Raw genomic sequence first — 21,672 nt, 5'->3', positions numbered from 1 at the left:
TGTGCGTGGCGAAGGCGGCCTGGAAGACTTAGCGGCAATTTGCGCTCAAGAGGCGCTCATGTGGATTATTTAGCGGTCTATAAAAGGGTAAACGCCTAAATCAGATACTGCAATTATTGATTCACTATTACAACAACAGCAATTGGACGCGCTTACCATAACAAGCGTGGAAGCTTTAAATAATTTATTAGTTATGTTGCCGCCAACTTATCATCAGCGGTTATTTGCCTTACCGCTTATTGTTCTCAGTGACCGCATTAAGCAAGCGGCTGTAGCAATAGGTTTTAAGCAAATTATCGTTGCAACGGAAGCCAATGATAAAGCACTGGCGGCAGCAGTAACCGAATGTTTAACGGGGGAGTAGCGTGGCGGACGTGATTGAGCAACAGGAACAAGGAAACAGCGAGGTTGTTAAACCTAAGCGCTCGCAAAGCGGCGTTTGGTTTGGCATCATTATTTTATTGATTATTGCCTCGATAACCGGTGCAGGTTTTTATCTATTTACGCAATTACGCGACCGTCAAGAGGGTCTAGGCGGTGAAGTTGAAAGCAAGATGCTAAAAAAGCTCGCTGACTACCAAGATCAAATCACTGCGATGCAAAACCAGTTGGCCGCCTTAGAAGCCAATATTGGCAACAAAGACGCGCATTATTCAAAAACGCTGACTGACTTTTCTGATTTACACAATGAAAAATTAGACAGTGCTCGCAAAGAATTAAACGAAGCCATTCAACATATTCAACGCCAGCTTGGCAAAACACGTGGCGATTGGTTAGTCGCTGATGCAGAATATCTACTCAGTATTGCCAACGAAAGACTGCATTTAGTCGGCGATTTGCATACAACCTTAGAAGCGTTAGAAGCGGCCGACCAGCGTTTACGCGAAAGCGGCGATACCGGCGTTTATAAAGTACGCGAACAAATCGCTAAAGACATCGCATTAATCCATGCCATTAAACAACCTGATATTGTCGGCATGTATGTCATGGTACAAAGCCTAGAATCTCAAGTCGATAGCTTAACCTTATTACTGCCTTACGCAGGAAAGCCGTTAACGCCTGTAGAAGCACCAACTAATGCTAGTGAAACCGAACAGGGGTTACTCGATAAAGCTACTGAACATTTACATGGACTTGTCACGATTCGCCATACCGACCAAGCCATCACAGAAATTTTAACGCCGGAGCAAGCCAAGTTTATCCGCGAACAACTACGCGTTAAGTTGGAAATGATTAAAATTGCACTAGTAGAACGCAACCAATCTATTTTCAGCTCGGGTGTTAGCGATGCCAAAACCTGGATTGAGCAACATTTTCTGCTTAACGAGCAAAGCAAGCCCATGTTATCAGCGTTGGAAAAGCTATCAGCCTCTGATATTGAAGCAGATTATCCCGATATTAGCACGCCCGTTAAAATGCTCAGGGATTTAGCAAAACTACGCTTAGAAGCCGACAAAGCGGGCGAACAACCCGAAGCCACTAAAGAAAAGCCCAAACCTATTGCTGCCGAAGCGGCACCAACACCGGCTCCTATTTCTCCCCCCGCACCGTCCGAACCTAGGGCGAACCCGACCGTTGATGAACACGCGTCGCCAGAGGAACAACCTGAGCAATAATTATGAAGAAGACGGTCATATTTTTTTTTATATCGTTAATCTGTGTCGCCGTATTAAGCTTTTTGATAAATAATTGGCTACAAGGATTTGAAAACGCCTGGTTATGTCTTAATCGGCTTAGGTCATTGGTCTATTGAAACCACCTTAGCCGTTTTCGCCATTGGCTTAATCATCACTTTTTTTATTCTTTATTATTGTTTTAGAGGCTTAGGTTGGCTTATTCGTTTACCGGCAAGACTTAAAAAAACGCGGCAAAACCTTGCGCTTTAATCGTTCACAAGAGGCGTTGATTGCTGGTTTAGTCGATAGCGCTGAAGGTAATTTTGAAAAAGCAGAGCAAGTGTTGATTCGTCACGCTTCCCATAGCGGCGCACCATTACTACACTATTTAACCGCCGCTCGCGCCGCACAATCTCGCGGCGCTATTGATAAACGTGATGAATATTTACGCAAAGCGGCCGCACAAGCCCCAGAATCAGGCATAGCCATAGGTTTAACGCAAGCCGAACTACACTTATCAGGTAACGAGTTCGAGCAAGCCTTAGAGACGCTAACCAAGCTAAATACTATGCAACCTGGCCATGCTAGCGTGTTAAAACTCTTGCACCAAACTTACCAACGTATCGGCGACTGGGAAGGCCTTCGCAAAATTATTCCGTCGTTGCATACCAATAAAGTCCTCATGGAAGCAGAAATCAAACTGCTTGAAACAGAGGCTTTTAGTCAATTATTAAAAAAATCTGCTGAAACAGGCGATATTGAAACCATACAACAACGTTGGGCAGAAGTACCTAATTACATACGCAAAATGCCTGGTATATCAGCCATTTATTTTGCAGCCATGATTAACAGTGGCGCCGGTGCTCTGATTGAGGACGAGCTAACACTGGCTTTATCGATACAATGGGATACAACGCTACTGGCATTATTCGGCGATATTCCATCAGACGACCCGGAAAAGCAGTTAGCGATGGCAGAGCGCTGGTTGGACTTACATCCTGATGACGCTATTTTATTGGCTGTCTTAGGCAAACTCAGCCATCAATGCCAACACTTAGAAAAAGCGATTGGTTACTTAAAAACCAGCATAGAAAAAGAGCCTACGGTGCAAGCTTATCAATTACTAGGCGACTTATACGCCGAAAATGAAGATAAAGACCTTGCGGTTAGCTGCTATAAAAACGGCTTAGAGCTAGCCTCTAGCGAAATCGTCAAACACATCGATGCGATGGCCGCTTAATGACAACATCACCCAACTTTAATTTCTTAAAAAACCACCATCCCGTAGAGAACTACTCAATCGGGCAAATTATTTTTACCGAAGGCCAGGTGGGTGATGTTATGTATTATATAAAGTCAGGTGAGGTACAAATTACCTTACACGGCAAAACACTAGTTACCCTGGGCGTTGGCGAAATTTTTGGTGAAATGGCGTTAATCGAATCGCATATTCGATTTGCCAATGCCCACGCTGTAACCGAGTGTGAATTAATCGCTATCAACGAGCGCGACTTTAATTTTTTAATTCAAGAACATCCGTACTTTGCATTAAACGTTATGCGAGTTTTAACTGAGCGTTTACGCAAAAAAGCCGAATCTTAAAAGATTAGATTGACAAGATAACACGGCTAAATGTAATAGATGTTAGACTATGCTTGCTAGAAACTAATTGTTTAACCAAGTTTCCTTGCTGGTTTGAGACCTCTGCCTCTGGGATGAACTGTCTGTTGACAACGATGCCTTAGTATCGCTATTCTTCAATGTAACTTCGTCGTTTACGGCGAGGCAAGCCACCGACCCCAATCTGTCGATGGCTTGGTCATTCAGCAGATTGGGGTCGAATGTGGATTGAAACGGTTTTCCTAAAATTTAAGAGAGGTGTGTGATGACAGATTTGGTTAAAGCAGATAATACTTTTTGCAAATGCGCAAGAGTTAGTAAAAAACAGCATGTATGTATCTATGGCGGCCGGCTTAGTTCCTGTGCCGGTATTTGATTTTATCGCCGTAGGCGGCATACAAATTGAAATGCTACGTCGATTAAGCCATCTTTATGGCGTAACGTTTATGGAAGGCAAAGTTAAAAATATATTAGCCGCATTAATCGGCGGCAGCTTTCCGTCTTCTTTTGCGCCAGTCCTAGCCGGTTTAACTAAAATGATTCCAGTAGTAGGCACAACCCTAGGTGCTGTCAGTATGCCCTTGGTTGCAGGTGCATCGACGTATGCCGTAGGCAAAGTCTTTATTCAACACTTTGAATCTGGCGGCACCTTCTTAACCTTCGACCCCGCCGCTGTACGCGCGTATTACGCCGAGCAATTCAAAGAAGGCAAAACGTTGGCAGCAACAGCAGCCACTGATACTACAGCGAAAAAAGCAAGCGCCTAATACTACCATTTAGTGATTGCAACTCGATTTGGCAACATATCCCTTAATGTGTTGCCAATATCTTCCCGCCTCGTCAACGACATAAACAGACGCTTTTATTTGCTGCCATGATGCGCTATTTGCCTGCAATCATTACCTCCACCATCGTTTTATTGCTGGTGTTGATTTATTTTCAACCGCTTATTTTTATCACGATAAAATCCGGCGAAGAAGGCGTGTTATACCGACGCTTTGCAGGCGGTACAGTAGTCGATCAAACCTATAAAGAAGGTTTTCATATCGTCTTACCGTGGAATAAGATGACGATTTACGATATTCGCGTACAACAAAAAAGCTACTCTTTTTATGTACTAACCGCAGAAGGGTTAAAAATCGAATTGTTGCTATCGGTACGCTATTACCCAAGACGCAATGCCTTAGGGATTTTACACCAACAAATTGGCCCGGATTACTTAGAAAAAAGTCGTGTTTCCTGAAGTCGAAAACACCATGCGCATCTTAGTCGGAAAAATGGCTTTAGATCAGCTTTATACTCAGGAAGAAGGCCTAAGACACATGATTTCTAAGACCATTTCTGAGATAGAGACTAACTATGTTGTCATCGAAGACGTGATTCTCAGACAAATTATTTTACCTAAAAAAAGTCGAAGCAGCGATTGAAACCAAAATCGAGCAAAAACAGCTCGCTGAAGCGTATCAATATCGCATAGACCGTGAAACTCAAGAAGCCAAGCGCAAAAAAATCGAGGCGCAAGGCATCGCCGATTACAACCAATTGGTACAAAGCACGCTCACACCGGATATTTTAAAATGGAAAGGCATATTAGCGACGCAAGCCCTAGCTGACTCAGATAACGCAAAAACCATTGTCATTGGTAATGGTGGTAATCAATTGCCTATCATCTTAGGCGGCCCTAACGGACAATAAGATGCACAAAAAATACCGCAGTCCGGTGTTGGTGTTTGTGCTATTAACACTCGTCGCAGGCAAGTGCGCGTTTGATTACTACTACGCTTACGACAACGTATTACAAAGACGCTCCACGCTCGCAAAGCAACTCAATCCTACTATTCATGTTGCAGCGGTATGGGATTTAGACCATGAAACCAGTTTTATTGACGGCGCGAACTTAGCGATTAATGAAGTTAATCAACAAGGTATTCCTCTTAACAGCGAAGGCAAAAGCGCAACCGGTAGATTGATACTGCATGTCTTTGATGACGGTGACGACGAACACCCCGAAGAAATTTGGGTACGCGTCTCAAAACAAGAAGAGCTGGTTGCCGTGCTTGGACACTCCTCGTCAAACACCGCTATACCCGCGTCTATTAGCTATCAATATACCGGCCTACTCTTCATCTCCACAATTGCCTCGGATTCAGCTCTCACCGCGCCTGGTTTTAGTTTTACCTTTAGCATTAATCCGACTAACCGCACTTATGCCGACCAACTTATCGCGTTTGCGCGGCAGCATGATTGGTCTAAACTACTGGTTTTGTATGAGCGCGACGCCTACGGCCTTGATTTTTATACCACATTTTTAGATGGCATTAGTGACGATTTTGAAATTGTCGCTAGCCGTTCGTTTTATGCTACGCAAGAAGATATAGATAATGGCAACTTTAGCTCAAAAGCTGAGATGGTCTACGAATTAATGCATAACGACTTCGATGCGGTGATACTCGGAGGGCGTGGTCAAGTTGCTTCTCAAATGATAGAACAGCTCCGCACTATGGGAGTTAATCAACCTATTCTAGCCGGCGAAGGTCTCGATAACACCGCTGTCTGGAACATGTCACATCGTACGGCTAATAATCTGTATGTTGCCTCCATTTATGATGCTGAAGCCGTTGACACACAGGCATTCAAAACAGCGTTTCAGCAAACCTATGGTTACGAACCAGGCTATTTTGCTTACCAGGGTTATCAAGCAATTCAAGTATTAGCGTCAGCCTATAGAGAAACAAAATCAACCGAGCCAATTAGAGTAGCCGCAACCATGCAATATGGTTTTAAAAACAGCTATCAAAACTACCAATTTGACCGCAAAAGTTTAATTAAAAACAAAAAAATCGCTATAAAGCAGATGATTAACGGCAAATTTAAAACCTTAACAACGGAGTAACAACAATGATTTGGTGGTTATATTATTTATTTGCCAGTTTTTTTATTGGCGTGTTTGGCATTAATAAGCGCTTTGGCTTTTGGGGTTATTTTTTTGGCTTCATTATTATTAAGCCCTCTGGTCGGTGTTATCTTATTATTCGCCTCCGACAGTAAAAAAAAAGCTTAAGAACTAGCGTCAACCACCACAAACATTTGCTCGACTAATTGTTTGCCCGCTTCGGCAAACGGTTGAATCACAAAGTGCGCACCTAAACTATATAACTCGGCTTGCTCAGTATTATCAAAACTAATCGTGCCAATACTGCCATGAAAGCCTCGATGCTTTAACTGCGCAATCGCAAACGCCCTAGCCTGAAAATCCGGTAACGTCACCAAAACACCTTTAATTTTAGCTAACGGCAACGTCTCCCATAACTCTGCGTCCTCGGCATCGCCATACACCACACGCCGCCCATCGGCTAATAAACGCTGCAACACCACGGGGTCAGCATCTAAACCTAAAACTAACGTATCTAGCTTATTAAAAGCTTTATACGCCGCCACACCGGTACGGCCCATGCCAATCACCAACCATTCCGCCGCACCGATAGTCGTCGGCAAACGGTCTGGATGTGAAAGATTACGCTCAAAACGTGTTAACCAAGGCTCAACATAGGAAAAAATTTGATGAGAAAAATGATTAAGCGGCGCCGCAATCGCTAACGATAAAGCAACCGCTAAGCCAATAATCGCTTGCCACACGGGCGGCAACAACCCAGAGTTAACTACTGAGTCAGAGGTAATCAACGCAAACTCGCTATACGTTGTTAACGCTAAGGTTGACACAAAAGCCGTGCGCGCTCTTAAGCCCACAACAATAAATAACGCAAAAAACACTATCGCTTGCAACGGCAATAACGACAAGAGCGCTAACGCTAACAAGCTCTCTTCATAACTTGGCAGGCCTGATAAGCCAATTTGTAAGAAAAACGCGACTAAAAACGTCTCTTTCAATCCCCACAGTTTTTCACCGAGCGCCTTGGCGTTGGCATGTCCCGATAACATAACACCCATTAATAATGCGCCAATATCTTTAGCGATACCAACACTATCGGACAACTCACCGCCGGCTAATGCAAACGAAACACCTAACAAGAGTTTCAATTCTCTGTCTCGGCTTATGCTCAGCAAACGATGTGCAATGGGTCTTAACAACGGTAATAACAACAAAGCCAATGCCCACGGCTTAGGTTGCGTATTGTTAGCAAACGCTAATAAACCTATCGCAACAATATCTTGTAAAATCAGAATACTCAGTACATCCCGACCATATAATGTCGATAACTCGCCATTATCTTCCAACACTTTTACTGCTAACACCGTACTAGAAAACGCTAAACTAACCCCTAAAACAAAGCCGCCCGATATATGCCCACCTAAACTAAAGAATACAGCCATAGAAACCAGCGTTACAATAAATAAATGTAGACCGCCGACACCTAGCACTTCTTTTTGTAATAACGAACCTAGCTTCAATTTTAAGCCTACCGTAAATAGCATCAGCTCAATGCTAATATCGGCAATATGCTTTAACGTGTCATCTACCTGGAAACCTAGTGTATTTAAGGCATAACCGGCGCATAAATACCCGACTAACGGCGGCAAATAAAGCCTGCTTACCAGCAAGCCGGTCAAAAAGGCACTAGCAAGCCAAATCAGTTCTGTCATAGCAATTTATTATTCAATAGGTTAACGGTATAACGACTTACTATTTTCTCTGGCACTGGCTAGCAGCGCTCTTTAAAAATAACGGGTAGCTTCTAAGACCAACCAAGCGAATAACGACTTTAACATAAGAGCGCCTATGTCGCAGCCGAATTAGAGTGCAAACTCGATTATCAACCATCGTTATTGTTATGCAAACAAACAAAAACGAAAAACATTAGTTGATAGCAATACTGAAGAGGAGCGGAAACGACTTGAATAACAACATAGTTATACAGGTACGCACAGCGTACCCTACCTAAAAACCGAAAATTTGAAGGTTCAAATCTTAGGTTTTTCGGAGCTTTCGGTATCTTATGTTGCCGTAGGGTGCGCTGTGCGCACCTTTATCATTGATTTTTAATGATGTTATAAAGGTGCACACAGCACACCTAGCAATTAGAAATTAACATTCGCTTGCAACCACAGCCTTTGCGTATCGGTGCTAGGTGCAGCCAGCCCAGTTGGGCCAAAGTAGGCTGGGTCGCTGCCTGCGTTGTAAAACGCGTATTTAGCTAATAATGAATAATGTTTGCCAAATTTTTTTGGTCACCTGGAAATTCCATTCGTTACCATAATCTAATTGTCCGGTATCGTCAGAAAATTCATGGTAAACACCGGTTAACACAATATCGCCACGTTGAAACGGAATCATCACCGTGCCAAACACATCCCGAATACCATTATTCGGCGTCACTAAGAACAAATCCGCCCAACCTTGGAAAGCGTGGTTAGTACCTAGTGGCGTGTCAAAATGTTTGTTGACACCCGTACCATCTAATTGCTCCACCGCACCTTGGAACATAATGCCATAAGCGCTAACACCGGCCATAAAATTATAGCGGTCGACATCATAAGCGACCTCGCCATGGCCATAATCACTTTGAAAACTCCACTCTGCGGTATACACCACGCCAAAATTTTCGCTAATCTTAATCGAATCTAACGGTTTAGTGCAGCATGTCGCTCTTAAGCCATAGGTTTGGTTAGAATTTTCCCAGTTGCTCTTTTCTGTGTAATCCATCCAATAACCATAAGCGACAACATTACCGTAATCGCCGACTTTGTAGTTTAAGTTAATAAACGGTAATTCAATACTTTCTTGGGTACTCCTAATTGATTGCACATTACCAATATAACCCACGTTAGCCACTAACCCGAATAAGGTTTGGTTATTATGTGTAATTAACACCGAATCATACGTCATTTCCATTTGTCGCCAACCCACGTTACCGATAAAACGGTCATCGTCTAACTTAATGCGTTGGCGACCGACTTTAAATATATTGTCGGGAATGCCGGTATACGCTAACCATAATTGGTTAATCTCATTCATATCAGGATCGACAACCGTTGAGTATTGCGTTTGAAAGTTGCGCGTACTGTTGTAATCTTCTTCCAACGCTAAATTGCCTTCATATTCAGCAAAGGCCTGCAAGCCATAGAACGTAGGGCTTAAAAAGCCTAAGCGTAAACGCGCGGTATTAGCATTAGCGGTTTTAGCTAACCCAGCATCTTGGTTAACGTTTTCAAACCGGTAGTTTAAATCAAGTTTAATCGCGCCATTATGGCCATAGTGGTAAAAATTCAACGCATCTTCAATCTCTTGCGTAACATTGGCTGTCACCGGCTGGCTTAATGCGGCGAATAAAAGACCCGATACCGCTAGTGATAAACTAGAACGGCGTAACTGTAGATTAAGCATAATGCTCCCCTTCGAATAGATAAAAAATGGCTACACACTTTAGTTAGGGACAGGGCATTCAGAGTGCAGGTGTTGGCAGCAGGGATGCTGCCGCCAAGCCTACAGGGATGTATTCACGGCGTCCTGTACTCTGAATACCCTGTCCCGCCTTATGTTGGTATCCTAAAAAATTAAACGCTTTAATGCGTATGCTCGCATTCGGTTAAGAAAGTCAGAATGCTTTCCCGGTAAGAATAATAATCATCATGCTCCAATAAGGCTTTGCGTGAACGCGGCCTAGGTAAGTGAATGTCTTGGATTTTGCCGATTTTGGCATGAGGCCCATTCGTCATCATGACTACGCGGTCAGCTAGCAGAATTGCCTCATCCACATCATGAGTAACAACAATAGCGGTAACATGAGTACGCTCCCAGACCTCCATTAACACTTCTTGCAGTTCCCACCGAGTTAATGAATCCAACATGCCGAACGGCTCATCAAGCAATAACAATTTAGGTGACAATGCAAATGCCCTGGCAATGCCGACGCGTTGCCGCATACCATTCGACATGTCGCTGGCTTTTTTATTAAGCGCATCGCCTAAACCCACACGAGTCAGATAATATTCGACAATATCCATACGCTCTGACTTGCTGGCATGTGGATAAACTTTATCGACGCCTAACATGACGTTTTCAAAAGCAGTAAGCCAAGGAAATAAGCTAGGTGCTTGAAACACTACGCCTTTATCGGGACCTGCGCTATCAACCTCTTTGTTATCCAGGATAATACCGCCTTCAGAAATACTGGTTAAACCCGCCGCCATCGACAATACCGTCGATTTACCACACCCCGAATGACCGATGATAGAAATGAACTCGCCTTTCTTCATTTTCAAATCAAAACCATCAACGACTTTTACCGTGCCATTACCGCCTGGTTTAGGATAAATCTTGCTCAGCTTAGAAAACTCTAAATAACGTGCTTTACCTAAATCGGATTGCTCAGGCTTTAACGCTGACGTGTCTTTATCCCAATCATTACTGGTATTTGGTCTCACATTGGGCAATACTAAATTCGATTTAACTTCAGCGGCTTTAGCGATGCCGATGTCCATCAGATACTTAGTAATTTCACCACGCAAGCGTTTAAATTCTGGATCATGATTTAACGCCGTTCTATCGCGCGGCCTATCTAACGTTACCGAAAAAGCAGGCCCAAACGTCGCATTCGGCCCTGGATTTAACGGAATCACCCGGTCTGCCATATAAATCGCTTCATCGACATCATTAGTAATTAAAATACAAGTCTTTTTGTCTTGTTCCCAAATCGATAAGATTTCATCTTGTAGATTACCGCGTGTTAACGCATCTAACGCGCTTAATGGCTCGTCGAGCAATAAAATATCCGGGTTAGCCGCTAACGCACGCGCCACATTCACCCGCTGCCGCATACCGCCCGATAGCTCGGCTGGCCGTTTTAACATCGCCGAACCTAAATTCACCATACGCACATATTTTTCAGTATGTGCACGCCGCTGCTCGGCCGACCAATCTTTAAAAATCTGGTCAACGGCTAAAGCCACGTTTTCAAACACGGTAAGCCAAGGCATCAGTGAATAGTTTTGAAACACCACGCCACGGTCAGGGCCAGGGCCGGTAATCGGCTTGCCTTGTTTTAATACCTGTCCGCCATCTGCTTGAATTAAGCCTGCAATCGTTGAAACCAATGTGGTTTTACCGCTGCCGGAAAAACCGACGATAGCGATAAACTCACCGGCTTTAATCGACAAATTAATGTCTTTTAAAATCGTCGTACTCGCGCTGCCTTCGCCATAAGATTTACTAACATTAATGAGCTCAACAACCGGCAATACCGGGTCATTCGATGGTTGTGTATATTCAGACATGGAAGGTTTGACTAGTTTAAGTTTTGCGGCTGCCGTCATGACGCGCCTCCTTATAAGGATTTGCCGAAGAAAAAGGCTTTTTGCAAGGACAACATCACACGATCCAAGATAAAGCCGATAATACCAATCGTAAACACCGCGACCATAATCCGGCCTAACGAGTCAGAACTGCCGTTTTGGAACTCATCCCAAACGAATTTACCGAGACCTGGATTTTGCGCCAACATTTCCGCCGCGATTAACACCATCCAGCCCACGCCTAGCGATAAACGCATACCGGTAAAAATATACGGTAACGCTGACGGCAAAATGATTTTTTGGATTTGTGTACTCCAATCTAAGCGTAATACTTTACCGACATTAACCAAATCTTTATCGATAGACGACACACCGACGGCGGTATTGATTAGCGTAGGCCAGAGCGAACACAAGGTCACCGTAATCGCTGACGTAATAAACGATTTTTGAAACCAAGAATCATCCGTCGTGACGTACACTGAACTGACAATCAGCGTCACAATCGGTAACCACGCCAACGGCGATACTGGTTTAAAGATTTGAATCATAGGGTTTAACGCGGTATTAATCACAGGACTCATGCCACATAAAATACCTAACGGTATAGCCACTAACGAAGCAATTAAAAAACCGGCAAACACCGTATAAAGACTGGTAAAGATTTGATCCAAATAAGTAGGTTTACCGGTATAAGGCCGCGTTTTAATCTCGGCATTAGGGTCCTCCGCCAATAATTTCTCATTACGCGTCTGTTGGCGTTGATAAAAGTCCACTTCTTTTTGGCGCTCTGCCATATGATCTTGGACCAAACTTTGTACTTGTTGCCACACTTGAACTGGGCCTGGAATCACTCCTAAGCTAGTATTGACTTTTGATGCTGAAAAACCCCAAGCAGCTAAAAATAGTGCAAATGCTAATATTGGCACACCCATTATTAGCCAAAGCTCACGCAATTGTTGGGTTGGGTTTTCACCCGATGCCAACTTAACCAGTGGCACAAACCACGTTAAGCCGGTGACGTTTAAAAATTTAATAATGTGATGACTCATATATAGACTCCGATTTGAGGGCTGGCCTGCAATGAAGCTTAAAAAAAGTGCGTCCATGCACTAAAACAACAACCTTGTCTGACCAGGAACACTCACTTACGAGTTAGAGAGAGCGGGGATTGATCTAGTCAACCACTTTACCGCCAGCAACTTTTTGTTTACCTTTTAAACCGATAGAGAATTTATCTAAATATTCATTAGGCTTATTACCGTCATAGGTAATACCATCGATAAAATCAGCGGTTGGTGCTTTAAAGCCACTTTCATTTTCAGCAGGGAAATCAGCTGCGCTAGCTTTGCCTTCGGCAATTAATTCTTTAGCAGCAGCCATATAAATATCCGGACGGTAGATTTTTTTAGCTGTTTCTACATACCAAGAATCAGGTTTGTATTCGTTAATTTGTCCCCAGCGGCGCATTTGAGTTAAATACCATATCGCATCGCTATAATAGGGATAAGTCGCATGATTACGGAAAAAAACATTAAAATCAGGTAATGGTCTTTTATCACCTTTTTTCATACTCAAAAGTACCCGTCATACTATTTGCTAACACCTCATAATCAGCGCCAACGTACTGCTTCTGCGAAAGCATTTCTACTGCTTCTGGTCGGTTCCTGTTATTTTCAGCATCCAACCACATAGCCGCACGGATTAAAGCTTTAACCACGGCAATATGCGTGTTTGGGTTTTTATCTGACCACTGCTTAGTGACGCCGAACACTTTCTCTGGGTTATTTTTCCAAATTTCATAATCGCTTATGACTGGAACGCCTATACCTTTAAACACAGCTTGCTGGTTCCAAGGCTCACCTACGCAGTAACCATAAATCGTACCGGACTCTAATGTTGCAGGCATTTGCGGCGGTGGAGTCACTGACAGTAATGCGTCAGCATCTATCTGACCATTGGTATCTGATGGCGGCGCATAGTAGCCAGGCTTAATGCCACCAGCGGCTAGCCAATAACGCAGTTCATAATTATGGGTAGAAACCGGAAACACCATACCCATGTTGAAAGACTTACCTTCACTTTTAAATTTATCTATGACAGGCTTTAGCGCATCGGCTTTTATTGGATGAGCAGGTTTGCCGCCCTCCATAGCAAGGTTTGGCTTCATCATCTTCCATACATCGTTAGATACCGTAATCGCGTTGCCATTAAGATCCATACTAAAAGCGGTAATGACGTCTACTTTTTGTACCAAAACCAATAGTCGCACCTATAGGCTGACCCGCTAACATATGCGCACCATCTAGCTCCCCGCTCGCAACCCGATCTAACAAAACTTTCCAATTAGCTTGTGCTTCCAGTTGGACTGATAACCCTTCGTCTTCAAAAAAACCTTTTTCAAAAGCCACTGCGAGTGGTGCCATATCGGTTAATTTAATAAAACCAAAATTTCAAACTATCTTTTTCGATATTTTTTCACGGCCACTGCTGAGGGCGAAAAACCTATCGTCATTGCGACGGTAACGGTCGATAACGCTGTTACCAATTTTTTTTAATGAGTTTCCGGTTAAGTTCATGGGTAATCCTGCTCGCTTAAAGGCAAAAAAAGCAGTCATTAATCAAAAGATATTTCTTAAGATTATTGACGCCTTTGTCTGGTAACTCAGCACTGAGCTAAAGTTGTTGACTCCATCGTTAGAGCCTTGCTTAGTAACAAGCAGTTTTTAGGCCATTTTCATCTCAGCCAAGACATAATTATTTTTATATTTAAAAAACAAATAGATAAAACAAACTATAAAAATATTCCCAGACCTTTACTTAACAACGAGCTGTGTCATATTCGCTTCAACTCTGTGCGAAAAACAACAATTACGCACCAAATCTGTCCTTTATGCCGGTATTATTTAATAGGAAAACACAATAGCAGCACAATAACCACCGCCAACACTAACGACACCCCTTGCCAAAAAGCCACAGGATTACGCTCTATCAGTGGGGTTTTATGGTTGTGTAAATAAGCCGGGTTAGGATGACGCAATTCAAATATAAACTCCGACACATCGGCATAGCGTTTTAGAGGATTGGGCTCTAAGGCTTTTTTAATCGCTTTATCGACCCACACCGGAACGCTACGATTACTATGATGAATCGGATGATAGACGAGTCGGCTTTGTTCAAGCCATGTTTTACACTTAGCGACTTCTGCACCATAAGGTAACGTGCCGGTTAATAATTGATACGCGATGACGGCTAAAGAAAATAAATCTGAGCGCACCGTACCGCTGTCGCCTAAGAAATACTCTGGCGCTGCATATTGGGCCGTGCCTTGCAAGGGGTGCTGATAGATAAGCGGTTCGATTTCGGCGACACCAGCAACTTGAGTTGCACCAAAATCGATAATCTTAACCGTGCCGGTCGCATCAATCATAATATTGTCCGGACGTAAGTCTTGATGCAGCATTTCTAAGCGATGAAACGCGCGTAAGCCTTTGGCGATTTGCTCAATCAAGGTACGCACGGTTTCTAACTCTGGTGTAGGATGATCGCTAAACCATTGGCTTAATGTCTGGCCCTCAATATATTCCATGACCACATATATAAACCGCCGTTGCCGAGTCGGTGTGCAGGGCTTTAATACATAAGGGCTATTAATCCGATTCGCAATCCATTCTTCCATTAAGAAGCGTTCTAAATAGACCGGATCGGTGCGTAACTCTATCGACGGTGTTTTTATCACCACGGCAGCACCGCTGCTCTCATCACGCGCTAAATACACATGGCTACGGCTATTCGCGTGTAATTCGCGAATAATCTGATAGCCATCAAAGATTTGTCGTGCTTCTAACAACGGCGGAAACGGCAACTCCGTTAACTGCTGATAATGCTCTTCAAGGTTTTGCAGAGGTACCGCGTCTATGCGCAATAGTTGTGCCGTTACATTATCATCACTACCGCAGCGTAAGGCTTGAGCCACTAAAGAGTGTGCCGCTACGTTTAAATCGTTGCTATGTTCTGTGATGATTTGCCGAATCGTCGTATCGTCTAAAAACTCATACACGCCATCGGTCACCAACAGAAATAAATCACCTGCCGTCACCGCAAGGCTTTTGTAATCTATCTCCAAAAAAGGATTAACCCCTAAAGCCCGGCTTAAGTAGCTTTGTTCGGCATTAAGCCATAAGCGATGGTCATTGGTGAGCTGCTCTAAGCCCTGCTCCACTATCCGATAAATACGCGTATCGCCGACATGAAAAAGATGCGCGGTAGCCGATTTCACGACTATCGCGCTAAATGTACACACATAACCCCGGTCTTTATCGAAGCGATACTGACTTTGTTGATTTTGTGCGTGCAACCAAGAATTGGTGGCCATTAATACACGTTGCACCGATTTTTTAACTGACCACGCTTCAGACGTACAAAAATAGTCCGCAAGAAAACCTTTTACCGCCGCTTGACTCGCAACTGCACTGACGTCGCTTGTGCTAATGCCATCTGCTAACGCAAGAGCTACGCCTTTAGCGCTTAGCAACGGCTCGGCAGGTATAGCGACCGCATGAAAGTCTTGATTAACAGGCTTTAGGCCTTTATCAGAATACTGGCCGACAGTGACTTGCAACGGTTTCGCCATACCTTAAAGCAACACTAATAACTTTTATAAGGCAAAAACTTTCCGCTCATCACGATTTTAACGCGGTCGCCTTTAGGGTCAGGTTCGCGTTGTAAGTCCATTTCAAAATCAATCGCACTCATAATGCCATCACCAAATTCTTCATGAATAAGCGCTTTAAACGTCGTACCGTATACATTCACTAACTCATAAAAGCGGTAAATCAGTGGGTCGGTCGGTACAGAGGTCGGCAACGAACCTTTATAAGGCACGATTTGCAATTGCGCTATCGCATCATCAGGCAGCGCTAGTAATTCACCGACGCGCACGGCTTGTTCGGCCGTTAACGTCATCTGACCTAATAGCGCCGCAGTAGACCATTCTTTGCTTTTGCCTATGACTTCGGCTAATTGTTGCCACGTTAAACCTTTGTTGTGCTTTTGCGTTAATACCAACGCCGTTACTTCATCTCGTGTCATAATCAACTCCTTTATAAAGTTATGCTGTTTTACCAAGACCGTTTTGGTGCCGTTTTAACATGCGTGGAATACAAGGTTAGCCCGGTAAACGCCAAGCCACCGATTAAGTTACCTAATACCGTAGGAATCTCATTCCAAATGAAATAATCCACAATAGAAAAATTACCGCCCATAATTAAGCCGGCCGGAAACAAAAACATATTGACGACTGAATGCTCAAAGGTCATGCCAAAGAACAACATGATGGGCATCCACATTGCGATAACTTTACCGCTAACAGAGGTTGAAATCATTGCGCCAACCACACCGGTAGACACCATCCAGTTACACAACATGCCGCGTATAAAAATGGTAAACCAGCCTGCGATACCGTATTTGGCATAACCTAATGTTCTTGCCTCACCAATGCCGGCTAATTTTTTTACCTACAGCGTCTGGCTCAATCGAAAAACCGTAAGTAAAAACGATAGACATCATCACCGCCACGGTTAACGCACCTAAAAAATTACCGACAAACACTAAGCCCCAATTGCGCAAAATACCGTTTATCGTGACGCCAGGGCGCTTATCCAGCCAGGCCAAAGGTGCTAGCACGAAAACACCGGTTAATAAATCGAAGCCTAATAAATACAGCATCGAAAAACCAACAGGGAATAAAATGGCACCAAAAATAGGCGAGCCAGTTTGTACGGTAATCGTCACAGCAAACACAGCGGCTAACGCTAAAATCGCGCCCGCCATGTAAGCGCGGATTAAGGTGTCGCGAGTCGACATAAAAATCTTAGACTCACCGGCATCAACCATTTTAGTGACAAATTCTGAAGGGACTAGATAAGACATAACTCACCATAAAGTTTTATGACAATGAACTTAAACAACTAAACGGCTTGTTCATTGACAGTGAGTTATAAAGACCGAACAATGGCAAAAAACAGAATCACGTTACGTTATTTGTTCAACGCCATTGTTGATAAAAGACAGAGGGAACGCCATTGTACCCAGAAAAAATTAAGCATGTTTTGCACCAAAACAATAACACACTGTTTTTTAAAGCATTATATTATTTTATAACCTCATAAGCTTGCGCGACACGCACCAATACAGCTCGCTTTAATATCAATAATGGTGCGTAGCGTCTGCTCCACCACCTGCCTCGCCTCTACAACAGATGTTTTAACTTACGTCCACCTGCGATACTAAAACCTTCTCGCTGATAAAACGCCAAGGTTTTATCAAAGTGTGGCAACGGTGGTGACGTCACTTCTAATCGCGTCCAACCTTTAGTATGAGCAAACGCTTTGGCCTTCTCCAATAAGCGCTGACCGACATACTGAGACCGAAAAGCTGGGCGCACATAAAATTCAGGAATCGTGCCAAACGCACCTTCTGCATACAACGCGTAACTCGGACACAGCGCAATAAAGCCTAGCGGCTGGTGCTGTTCAGTTTCTGCTAAAAAGACAACATAGCGCTGTTGTAGAAAAAACTCGCGTAATCGGCTACGCGTTGCGGGTAAATCGACATTAAAAACCGACTCACCAATTGTATGCATAATTTCTGTTAATAGTTCGCCCACCATGACGGCAACCACCTCAACATCATCAACACCCGCTTGGCGGATTAAACTCGTCGTGTTCATAAACGCTCCTATCAGGCAAATGCGCAAAAACCTCTTCAATCGTCGTGTAATGCGTTAATACCTCTAGCACCACCGCCAAAGGCTTATCATAAACACCCGGTAAATCAGCTTCTCCAGGTACCGCAATTGTAAACGCTAACTGTTCCAACGGCGGGCAAAAACGCCGCCTCAACACCCGGTTTATTGCCGTGCGCGTCGATACGATACCAACCGTAACGTTTCAGGTACACCGCATTTAAACCATGTAAACAAAAGCTGTTAGTGTCTGGGTCTAACCTTAAGCGCTGATAACACAGCCCGGCTGGAATCTGATTCGCGCGCAATAAAGCAGCCAGTAAATGGCTTTTAGCATAACAAAACCCCGTACCATAACGTAATACGTCAGATGCCAAGCAGGTAACAGGGTTTAAGCGATAATCCCAACTGTGTTTAATCTCATCACGGACAAACTCAAAACACCGTCGTGCAATCACCACCTCATCATTTTCACCTTCAGCCAGTTGTCGGGCTTTAGCCAATATCAAAGGATGTTGCCAATCGATAACTGAATTGGGCGCGATAAAATCAGTACGCGCAGAAAATGTCGTCATAATAAGTTGAATACCTTGTCATCTGGGTTGGCTCAAGTTTAATTAAAAAAGCTTGAACATCGAAGTTAAAGATTATATTTTCATGTATTGTGTGGATTACGCCAAAACATTCGCCACGCGCTTCGCTTTAGAAATAACGGCTACCAATGTAAGGCGGGACAGAGTATTAAGGGGGCAGGACGCCGTAAATACATCCCTGTAGGCTTGATGGCAGCATCCCTGCTGCCAACACCTGCACCCTTAATACCCTGTCCCTGCTAAAGTGTGTAGCCGAAATAACCACTGTTGGTAATTATGCTTAATGACCTCTTATCTGCTGATATGGACTTTTGTGTTTTATCAAGTGATGAACAAGAAAAAATTGTTCGCTTGCAACAGTCTATTCTTGAATCCGTCATCAATGGCGATAACTATCTCGACGTTATTAGTCAAGTGTGTAAGCTCGAAGAACAACTACTGCCTAATTCGGTAGCTTCGGTGATGTTGCTGGATGAAACGCATACGTTTCTCAATGTCTTAGTTGCACCTAGCATACCAGCAGAAGGTATTGCGCAACTCAATGGTTTAAGACCTGGCCCTGGTGCAGGCTCGTGTGGCAACGTCATTTATTGCCAAAAAGCGCAATTTGTCAGCAATACATCTACCGACCCACGTTGGCAAGACTTACGTCAGTTGGCGTATAACTTTAATCTATGCGCCTGTTGGTCAGTGCCCATCTACTCTACCCACAAAACCATTATTGGTACGTTTGCGTTATCGAGCTTTGAGCATAGAAGCCCTAGTTCTTTTCACCTACGGCTGTTAGATATTGGTGCAGCCATTATCAGCATCATTCTTGAGCGCAATAAATCACAAGAAACCATGCGACTATTCGAGAAAGTCTTTGAAGGCACCGAAGAAGGCATCATGATTACCGACGCGAACAAACATATTCTATCGATTAACCACAATTTTACCCATATTCTAGGCTTTACCTTAGATGAGTTGCACAACAAAACACCTAAGGAATTTTCCTCCGATTTGCATGATGCCGCATTTTACCAAACCATGTGGGAACACATTAACGCGAAAGGCTATTGGCGTGGTGAAATTTGGAATCGTCGAAAAAATGGTGAAATTTTCCCCGAATGGCTATCGATTGCTGCGGTACACGACGAAACCCATCAAATTACCCATTACATCGGCATTTTTTAGCGATATGAGTGATATAAAAAAATGCTGAAAAACAGATTCAGTATTTATCTTCGCATGACATCTTAACAGGCTTGCCCAATCAACTTGCTTTCAAAGACAGATTAGAACTCACTATCGCGTTAGCAAACAACCAACACAATAAAGTCGCAGTGCTGGATTTAGACTTAGATAATTTTAAGTTATTGAATAACTCATTAGGTTTTCATGCAGGCGATGAATTGCTCAAAAAAATTGCGACAGAATTAAAAACCTGTATTTCAGACACGGGAACCTTATGTCGAGTAGGCAGCGATGAATTTCTGATAGCGCTGCCTAATTGCGTTGACGAACAAACAATTACCACGTTCGTGTGCACTATCTTAAAAAGCGTCAGCCAACCTATTCAACTGGCCAAACAAACTTTATCACTGTCGTGCTCTATTGGTATCTCGGTATTTCCTGATGATGGCAATAATTACAACGACTTGATTAATAGAGCCAGCGAAGCAAGACGGCTAGCCAAGAAAAACGGCGGTAACGGTTACTACTATTTCACTGAACAATTAAACAAAAACAGTTTGGAATTTTTATGCTTATCGCATCAATTACGCGACGCGGTGGTAAAAAACCAATTTGTCTTGCATTACCAACCCCAGCTTGATTTAGTTTCCGGGCGCATCATAGGCGCAGAAGCCTTAATCCGTTGGCAGCATCCGACTGAAGGTCTACTTTACCCTGCAAAATTTATCGATATAGCCGAGCAAACCGGCTTAATTACTGAAATTGGTATTTGGGCGCTTAAAGAAGCTTGTCAGCAAGCTGTCACTTGGCAAAAAAGCGGCATAGAGCCAATTACCGTCTCTGTTAACGTTTCTGCGCTACAACTCAGACGTGGCAATATGGTATCGGTAGTCCAAACGATTCTTAACGAAACCGGACTAGAACCACGTTTCTTAGAGCTAGAGCTAACAGAATCCATTTTGATTGAAAATATCGAGCAAACTGTTTTGCAATTAAATCAACTCAAAGCCCTAGGTATTAAACTATCGATTGATGATTTTGGCACCGGTTATTCAAATCTTGCCTATTTACATAAATTCAATATAGACAAGCTCAAAATTGACCAATCCTTCGTGCGTAATATTGATACCCCAGCCAATCAAGCCATTGTTTTAGCTATCGTACAAATTGGTCACGCATTAGGTTATCGCGTGATAGCCGAAGGAGTCGAAACCGAAGCCATGAAAACACATTTGCTAACAAGCCAATGTGACGAAGCACAAGGGTATTTATTTGCCAAACCTATTCCTAGCCCGCTATTTTATGAGTTTTTATTAGCTCGTTGAGATAAGTTGTTGGTTGGTAATAAGTGAGAGAAGAGTAGAAATTTAAGTTTATTCTGAGGGTGCAGCCTCAATTTTATGACAGACTAAAGAAATAGATGGACATTATTCCTATATTTTGAGATTAAAGCTAAAACGAAATCATAAAACGTAAGAAAGTAGACATGCCTGCGAAAATCATAAGAAAAGAAGGGAAAAAGCTAATCATAGAGATAACCGTTGATCTCGAAGATTCGATGCTGGACAGTGAGGAAGCGATTCAGGCGGTTATCAATGAGGCGGGGAATCTCGCTACTGAAGAAGCATTGAAGCAATTCGACACCCAAGGTGAAGCGATGGAGATAGATGGCAAG

At 43.4% G+C, this 21,672-nt stretch carries 24 protein-coding genes and 2 pseudogenes; 14 read left to right on the top strand and 12 right to left on the bottom strand.

Annotated features, from left to right (window positions below; genetic code table 11):
• Positions 1-112 precede the first annotated feature (112 nt).
• The 11 genes from VZ94_RS23145 to VZ94_RS26470 all read left to right on the top strand — a co-directional run bounded on the left by VZ94_RS23145 (position 113) and on the right by VZ94_RS26470 (position 6,284).
• Positions 113-364: a uroporphyrinogen-III synthase gene (locus VZ94_RS23145; RefSeq protein WP_338040414.1), complete on the top strand. Its 252-nt coding sequence runs from the start codon at positions 113-115 to the stop codon at positions 362-364.
• 1 nt (position 365) lies between these two features.
• Complete coding sequence (locus VZ94_RS13990) at positions 366-1,616, top strand: uroporphyrinogen-III C-methyltransferase (protein WP_045779700.1); 1,251 nt, start codon at positions 366-368, stop codon at positions 1,614-1,616.
• Between the two features lie 87 nt (positions 1,617-1,703).
• Positions 1,704-1,886, top strand: coding sequence for a heme biosynthesis HemY N-terminal domain-containing protein (locus VZ94_RS29210; RefSeq protein WP_239649947.1), 183 nt, complete (start codon positions 1,704-1,706; stop codon positions 1,884-1,886).
• A complete protein-coding gene (locus tag VZ94_RS13985; RefSeq protein ID WP_239649946.1) occupies positions 1,876-2,856 on the top strand; it encodes a heme biosynthesis protein HemY in 981 nt (326 codons plus the stop codon). Before VZ94_RS29210 ends, VZ94_RS13985 begins: the two co-directional genes overlap by 11 nt.
• On the top strand, positions 2,856-3,218 hold the full coding sequence (locus tag VZ94_RS13980; RefSeq protein ID WP_045779699.1) for a cyclic nucleotide-binding domain-containing protein: 363 nt from the start codon (positions 2,856-2,858) through the stop codon (positions 3,216-3,218). Before VZ94_RS13985 ends, VZ94_RS13980 begins: the two co-directional genes overlap by 1 nt.
• Before the next feature lie 290 nt (positions 3,219-3,508).
• Positions 3,509-4,003, top strand: a complete 495-nt coding sequence (locus VZ94_RS13975; RefSeq protein ID WP_338040413.1) for a YcjF family protein — start codon at positions 3,509-3,511, stop codon at positions 4,001-4,003.
• A 107-nt stretch (positions 4,004-4,110) separates the two neighbouring features.
• Entirely contained in the window at positions 4,111-4,479 is a 369-nt protein-coding gene (locus VZ94_RS23140; protein ID WP_052700545.1) for an SPFH domain-containing protein, read from the top strand.
• Positions 4,469-4,663, top strand: coding sequence for an SPFH domain-containing protein (locus tag VZ94_RS23135; RefSeq protein ID WP_052700544.1), 195 nt, complete (start codon positions 4,469-4,471; stop codon positions 4,661-4,663). Before VZ94_RS23140 ends, VZ94_RS23135 begins: the two co-directional genes overlap by 11 nt.
• 115 nt (positions 4,664-4,778) lie before the next feature.
• Positions 4,779-4,931, top strand: a complete 153-nt coding sequence (locus VZ94_RS26010) for a hypothetical protein (protein WP_157844937.1) — start codon at positions 4,779-4,781, stop codon at positions 4,929-4,931.
• A 1-nt stretch (position 4,932) separates the two neighbouring features.
• A complete protein-coding gene (locus VZ94_RS13965) occupies positions 4,933-6,129 on the top strand; it encodes an ABC transporter substrate-binding protein (RefSeq protein ID WP_045779697.1) in 1,197 nt (398 codons plus the stop codon).
• A 5-nt stretch (positions 6,130-6,134) separates the two neighbouring features.
• Complete coding sequence (locus VZ94_RS26470) at positions 6,135-6,284, top strand: hypothetical protein (RefSeq protein ID WP_192828657.1); 150 nt, start codon at positions 6,135-6,137, stop codon at positions 6,282-6,284.
• A 9-nt stretch (positions 6,285-6,293) separates the two neighbouring features.
• On the opposite strand, the gene VZ94_RS13960 is transcribed toward VZ94_RS26470, so the two are convergent.
• The 12 genes and pseudogenes from VZ94_RS13960 to VZ94_RS13915 form a co-directional block, all read right to left on the bottom strand.
• Complete coding sequence (locus VZ94_RS13960; protein ID WP_045779696.1) at positions 6,294-7,838, bottom strand: cation:proton antiporter domain-containing protein; 1,545 nt, start codon at positions 7,836-7,838, stop codon at positions 6,294-6,296.
• A 547-nt stretch (positions 7,839-8,385) separates the two neighbouring features.
• Positions 8,386-9,579, bottom strand: coding sequence for an alginate export family protein (locus tag VZ94_RS13955; RefSeq protein WP_239649945.1), 1,194 nt, complete (start codon positions 9,577-9,579; stop codon positions 8,386-8,388).
• Positions 9,580-9,758: 179 nt separating this feature from the next.
• The gene (locus VZ94_RS13950; protein ID WP_082081671.1) at positions 9,759-11,507 is read right to left on the bottom strand and encodes an ABC transporter ATP-binding protein; all 1,749 of its coding nucleotides are present in this window, start codon (positions 11,505-11,507) and stop codon (positions 9,759-9,761) included.
• An 11-nt stretch (positions 11,508-11,518) separates the two neighbouring features.
• Positions 11,519-12,535, bottom strand: coding sequence for an ABC transporter permease (locus VZ94_RS13945; RefSeq protein WP_045779695.1), 1,017 nt, complete (start codon positions 12,533-12,535; stop codon positions 11,519-11,521).
• Positions 12,536-12,659: 124 nt separating this feature from the next.
• Complete coding sequence (locus tag VZ94_RS29205) at positions 12,660-13,055, bottom strand: hypothetical protein (RefSeq protein ID WP_239649944.1); 396 nt, start codon at positions 13,053-13,055, stop codon at positions 12,660-12,662.
• Positions 13,042-13,909, bottom strand: a pseudogene (locus VZ94_RS13940) (CmpA/NrtA family ABC transporter substrate-binding protein). The gene VZ94_RS29205 and the pseudogene VZ94_RS13940 overlap by 14 nt, the downstream one beginning before the upstream one ends.
• 476 nt (positions 13,910-14,385) lie before the next feature.
• The gene (locus VZ94_RS13935) at positions 14,386-16,116 is read right to left on the bottom strand and encodes a bifunctional protein-serine/threonine kinase/phosphatase (protein ID WP_045779694.1); all 1,731 of its coding nucleotides are present in this window, start codon (positions 16,114-16,116) and stop codon (positions 14,386-14,388) included.
• A gap of 14 nt (positions 16,117-16,130) precedes the next feature.
• The gene (gene cynS / locus VZ94_RS13930) at positions 16,131-16,574 is read right to left on the bottom strand and encodes a cyanase (protein ID WP_045779693.1); all 444 of its coding nucleotides are present in this window, start codon (positions 16,572-16,574) and stop codon (positions 16,131-16,133) included.
• Between the two features lie 29 nt (positions 16,575-16,603).
• On the bottom strand, positions 16,604-16,909 hold the full coding sequence (locus VZ94_RS33295; protein WP_275575242.1) for a formate/nitrite transporter family protein: 306 nt from the start codon (positions 16,907-16,909) through the stop codon (positions 16,604-16,606).
• 64 nt (positions 16,910-16,973) lie between these two features.
• Entirely contained in the window at positions 16,974-17,414 is a 441-nt protein-coding gene (locus tag VZ94_RS33290) for a formate/nitrite transporter family protein (protein WP_275575241.1), read from the bottom strand.
• Between the two features lie 319 nt (positions 17,415-17,733).
• On the bottom strand, positions 17,734-18,213 hold the full coding sequence (locus tag VZ94_RS13920) for a GNAT family N-acetyltransferase (RefSeq protein WP_045779692.1): 480 nt from the start codon (positions 18,211-18,213) through the stop codon (positions 17,734-17,736).
• Between the two features lie 104 nt (positions 18,214-18,317).
• Positions 18,318-18,803, bottom strand: a complete 486-nt coding sequence (locus VZ94_RS13915; RefSeq protein ID WP_239649943.1) for a transglutaminase-like domain-containing protein — start codon at positions 18,801-18,803, stop codon at positions 18,318-18,320.
• Positions 18,804-19,097: 294 nt separating this feature from the next.
• Between VZ94_RS13915 and VZ94_RS27090 the strand changes: the two genes are divergently transcribed.
• From VZ94_RS27090 to VZ94_RS13900, 3 genes and pseudogenes are all read left to right on the top strand, one after another.
• Positions 19,098-19,997, top strand: coding sequence for a GAF and PAS domain-containing protein (locus VZ94_RS27090; RefSeq protein ID WP_045779691.1), 900 nt, complete (start codon positions 19,098-19,100; stop codon positions 19,995-19,997).
• 71 nt (positions 19,998-20,068) lie between these two features.
• On the top strand, positions 20,069-21,322 hold the full coding sequence (locus VZ94_RS27085; RefSeq protein WP_204369153.1) for a putative bifunctional diguanylate cyclase/phosphodiesterase: 1,254 nt from the start codon (positions 20,069-20,071) through the stop codon (positions 21,320-21,322).
• A 161-nt stretch (positions 21,323-21,483) separates the two neighbouring features.
• Positions 21,484-21,672, top strand: a pseudogene (locus tag VZ94_RS13900) (ISKra4 family transposase); the annotation flags it as partial.

This window comes from Methylocucumis oryzae (assembly GCF_000963695.1).
Lineage (GTDB): Bacteria > Pseudomonadota > Gammaproteobacteria > Methylococcales > Methylomonadaceae > Methylovulum > Methylovulum oryzae.
The sequence above is the reverse complement of the archived record's forward strand: the minus strand, read 5'-3'. Positions and strand labels throughout refer to the sequence as shown.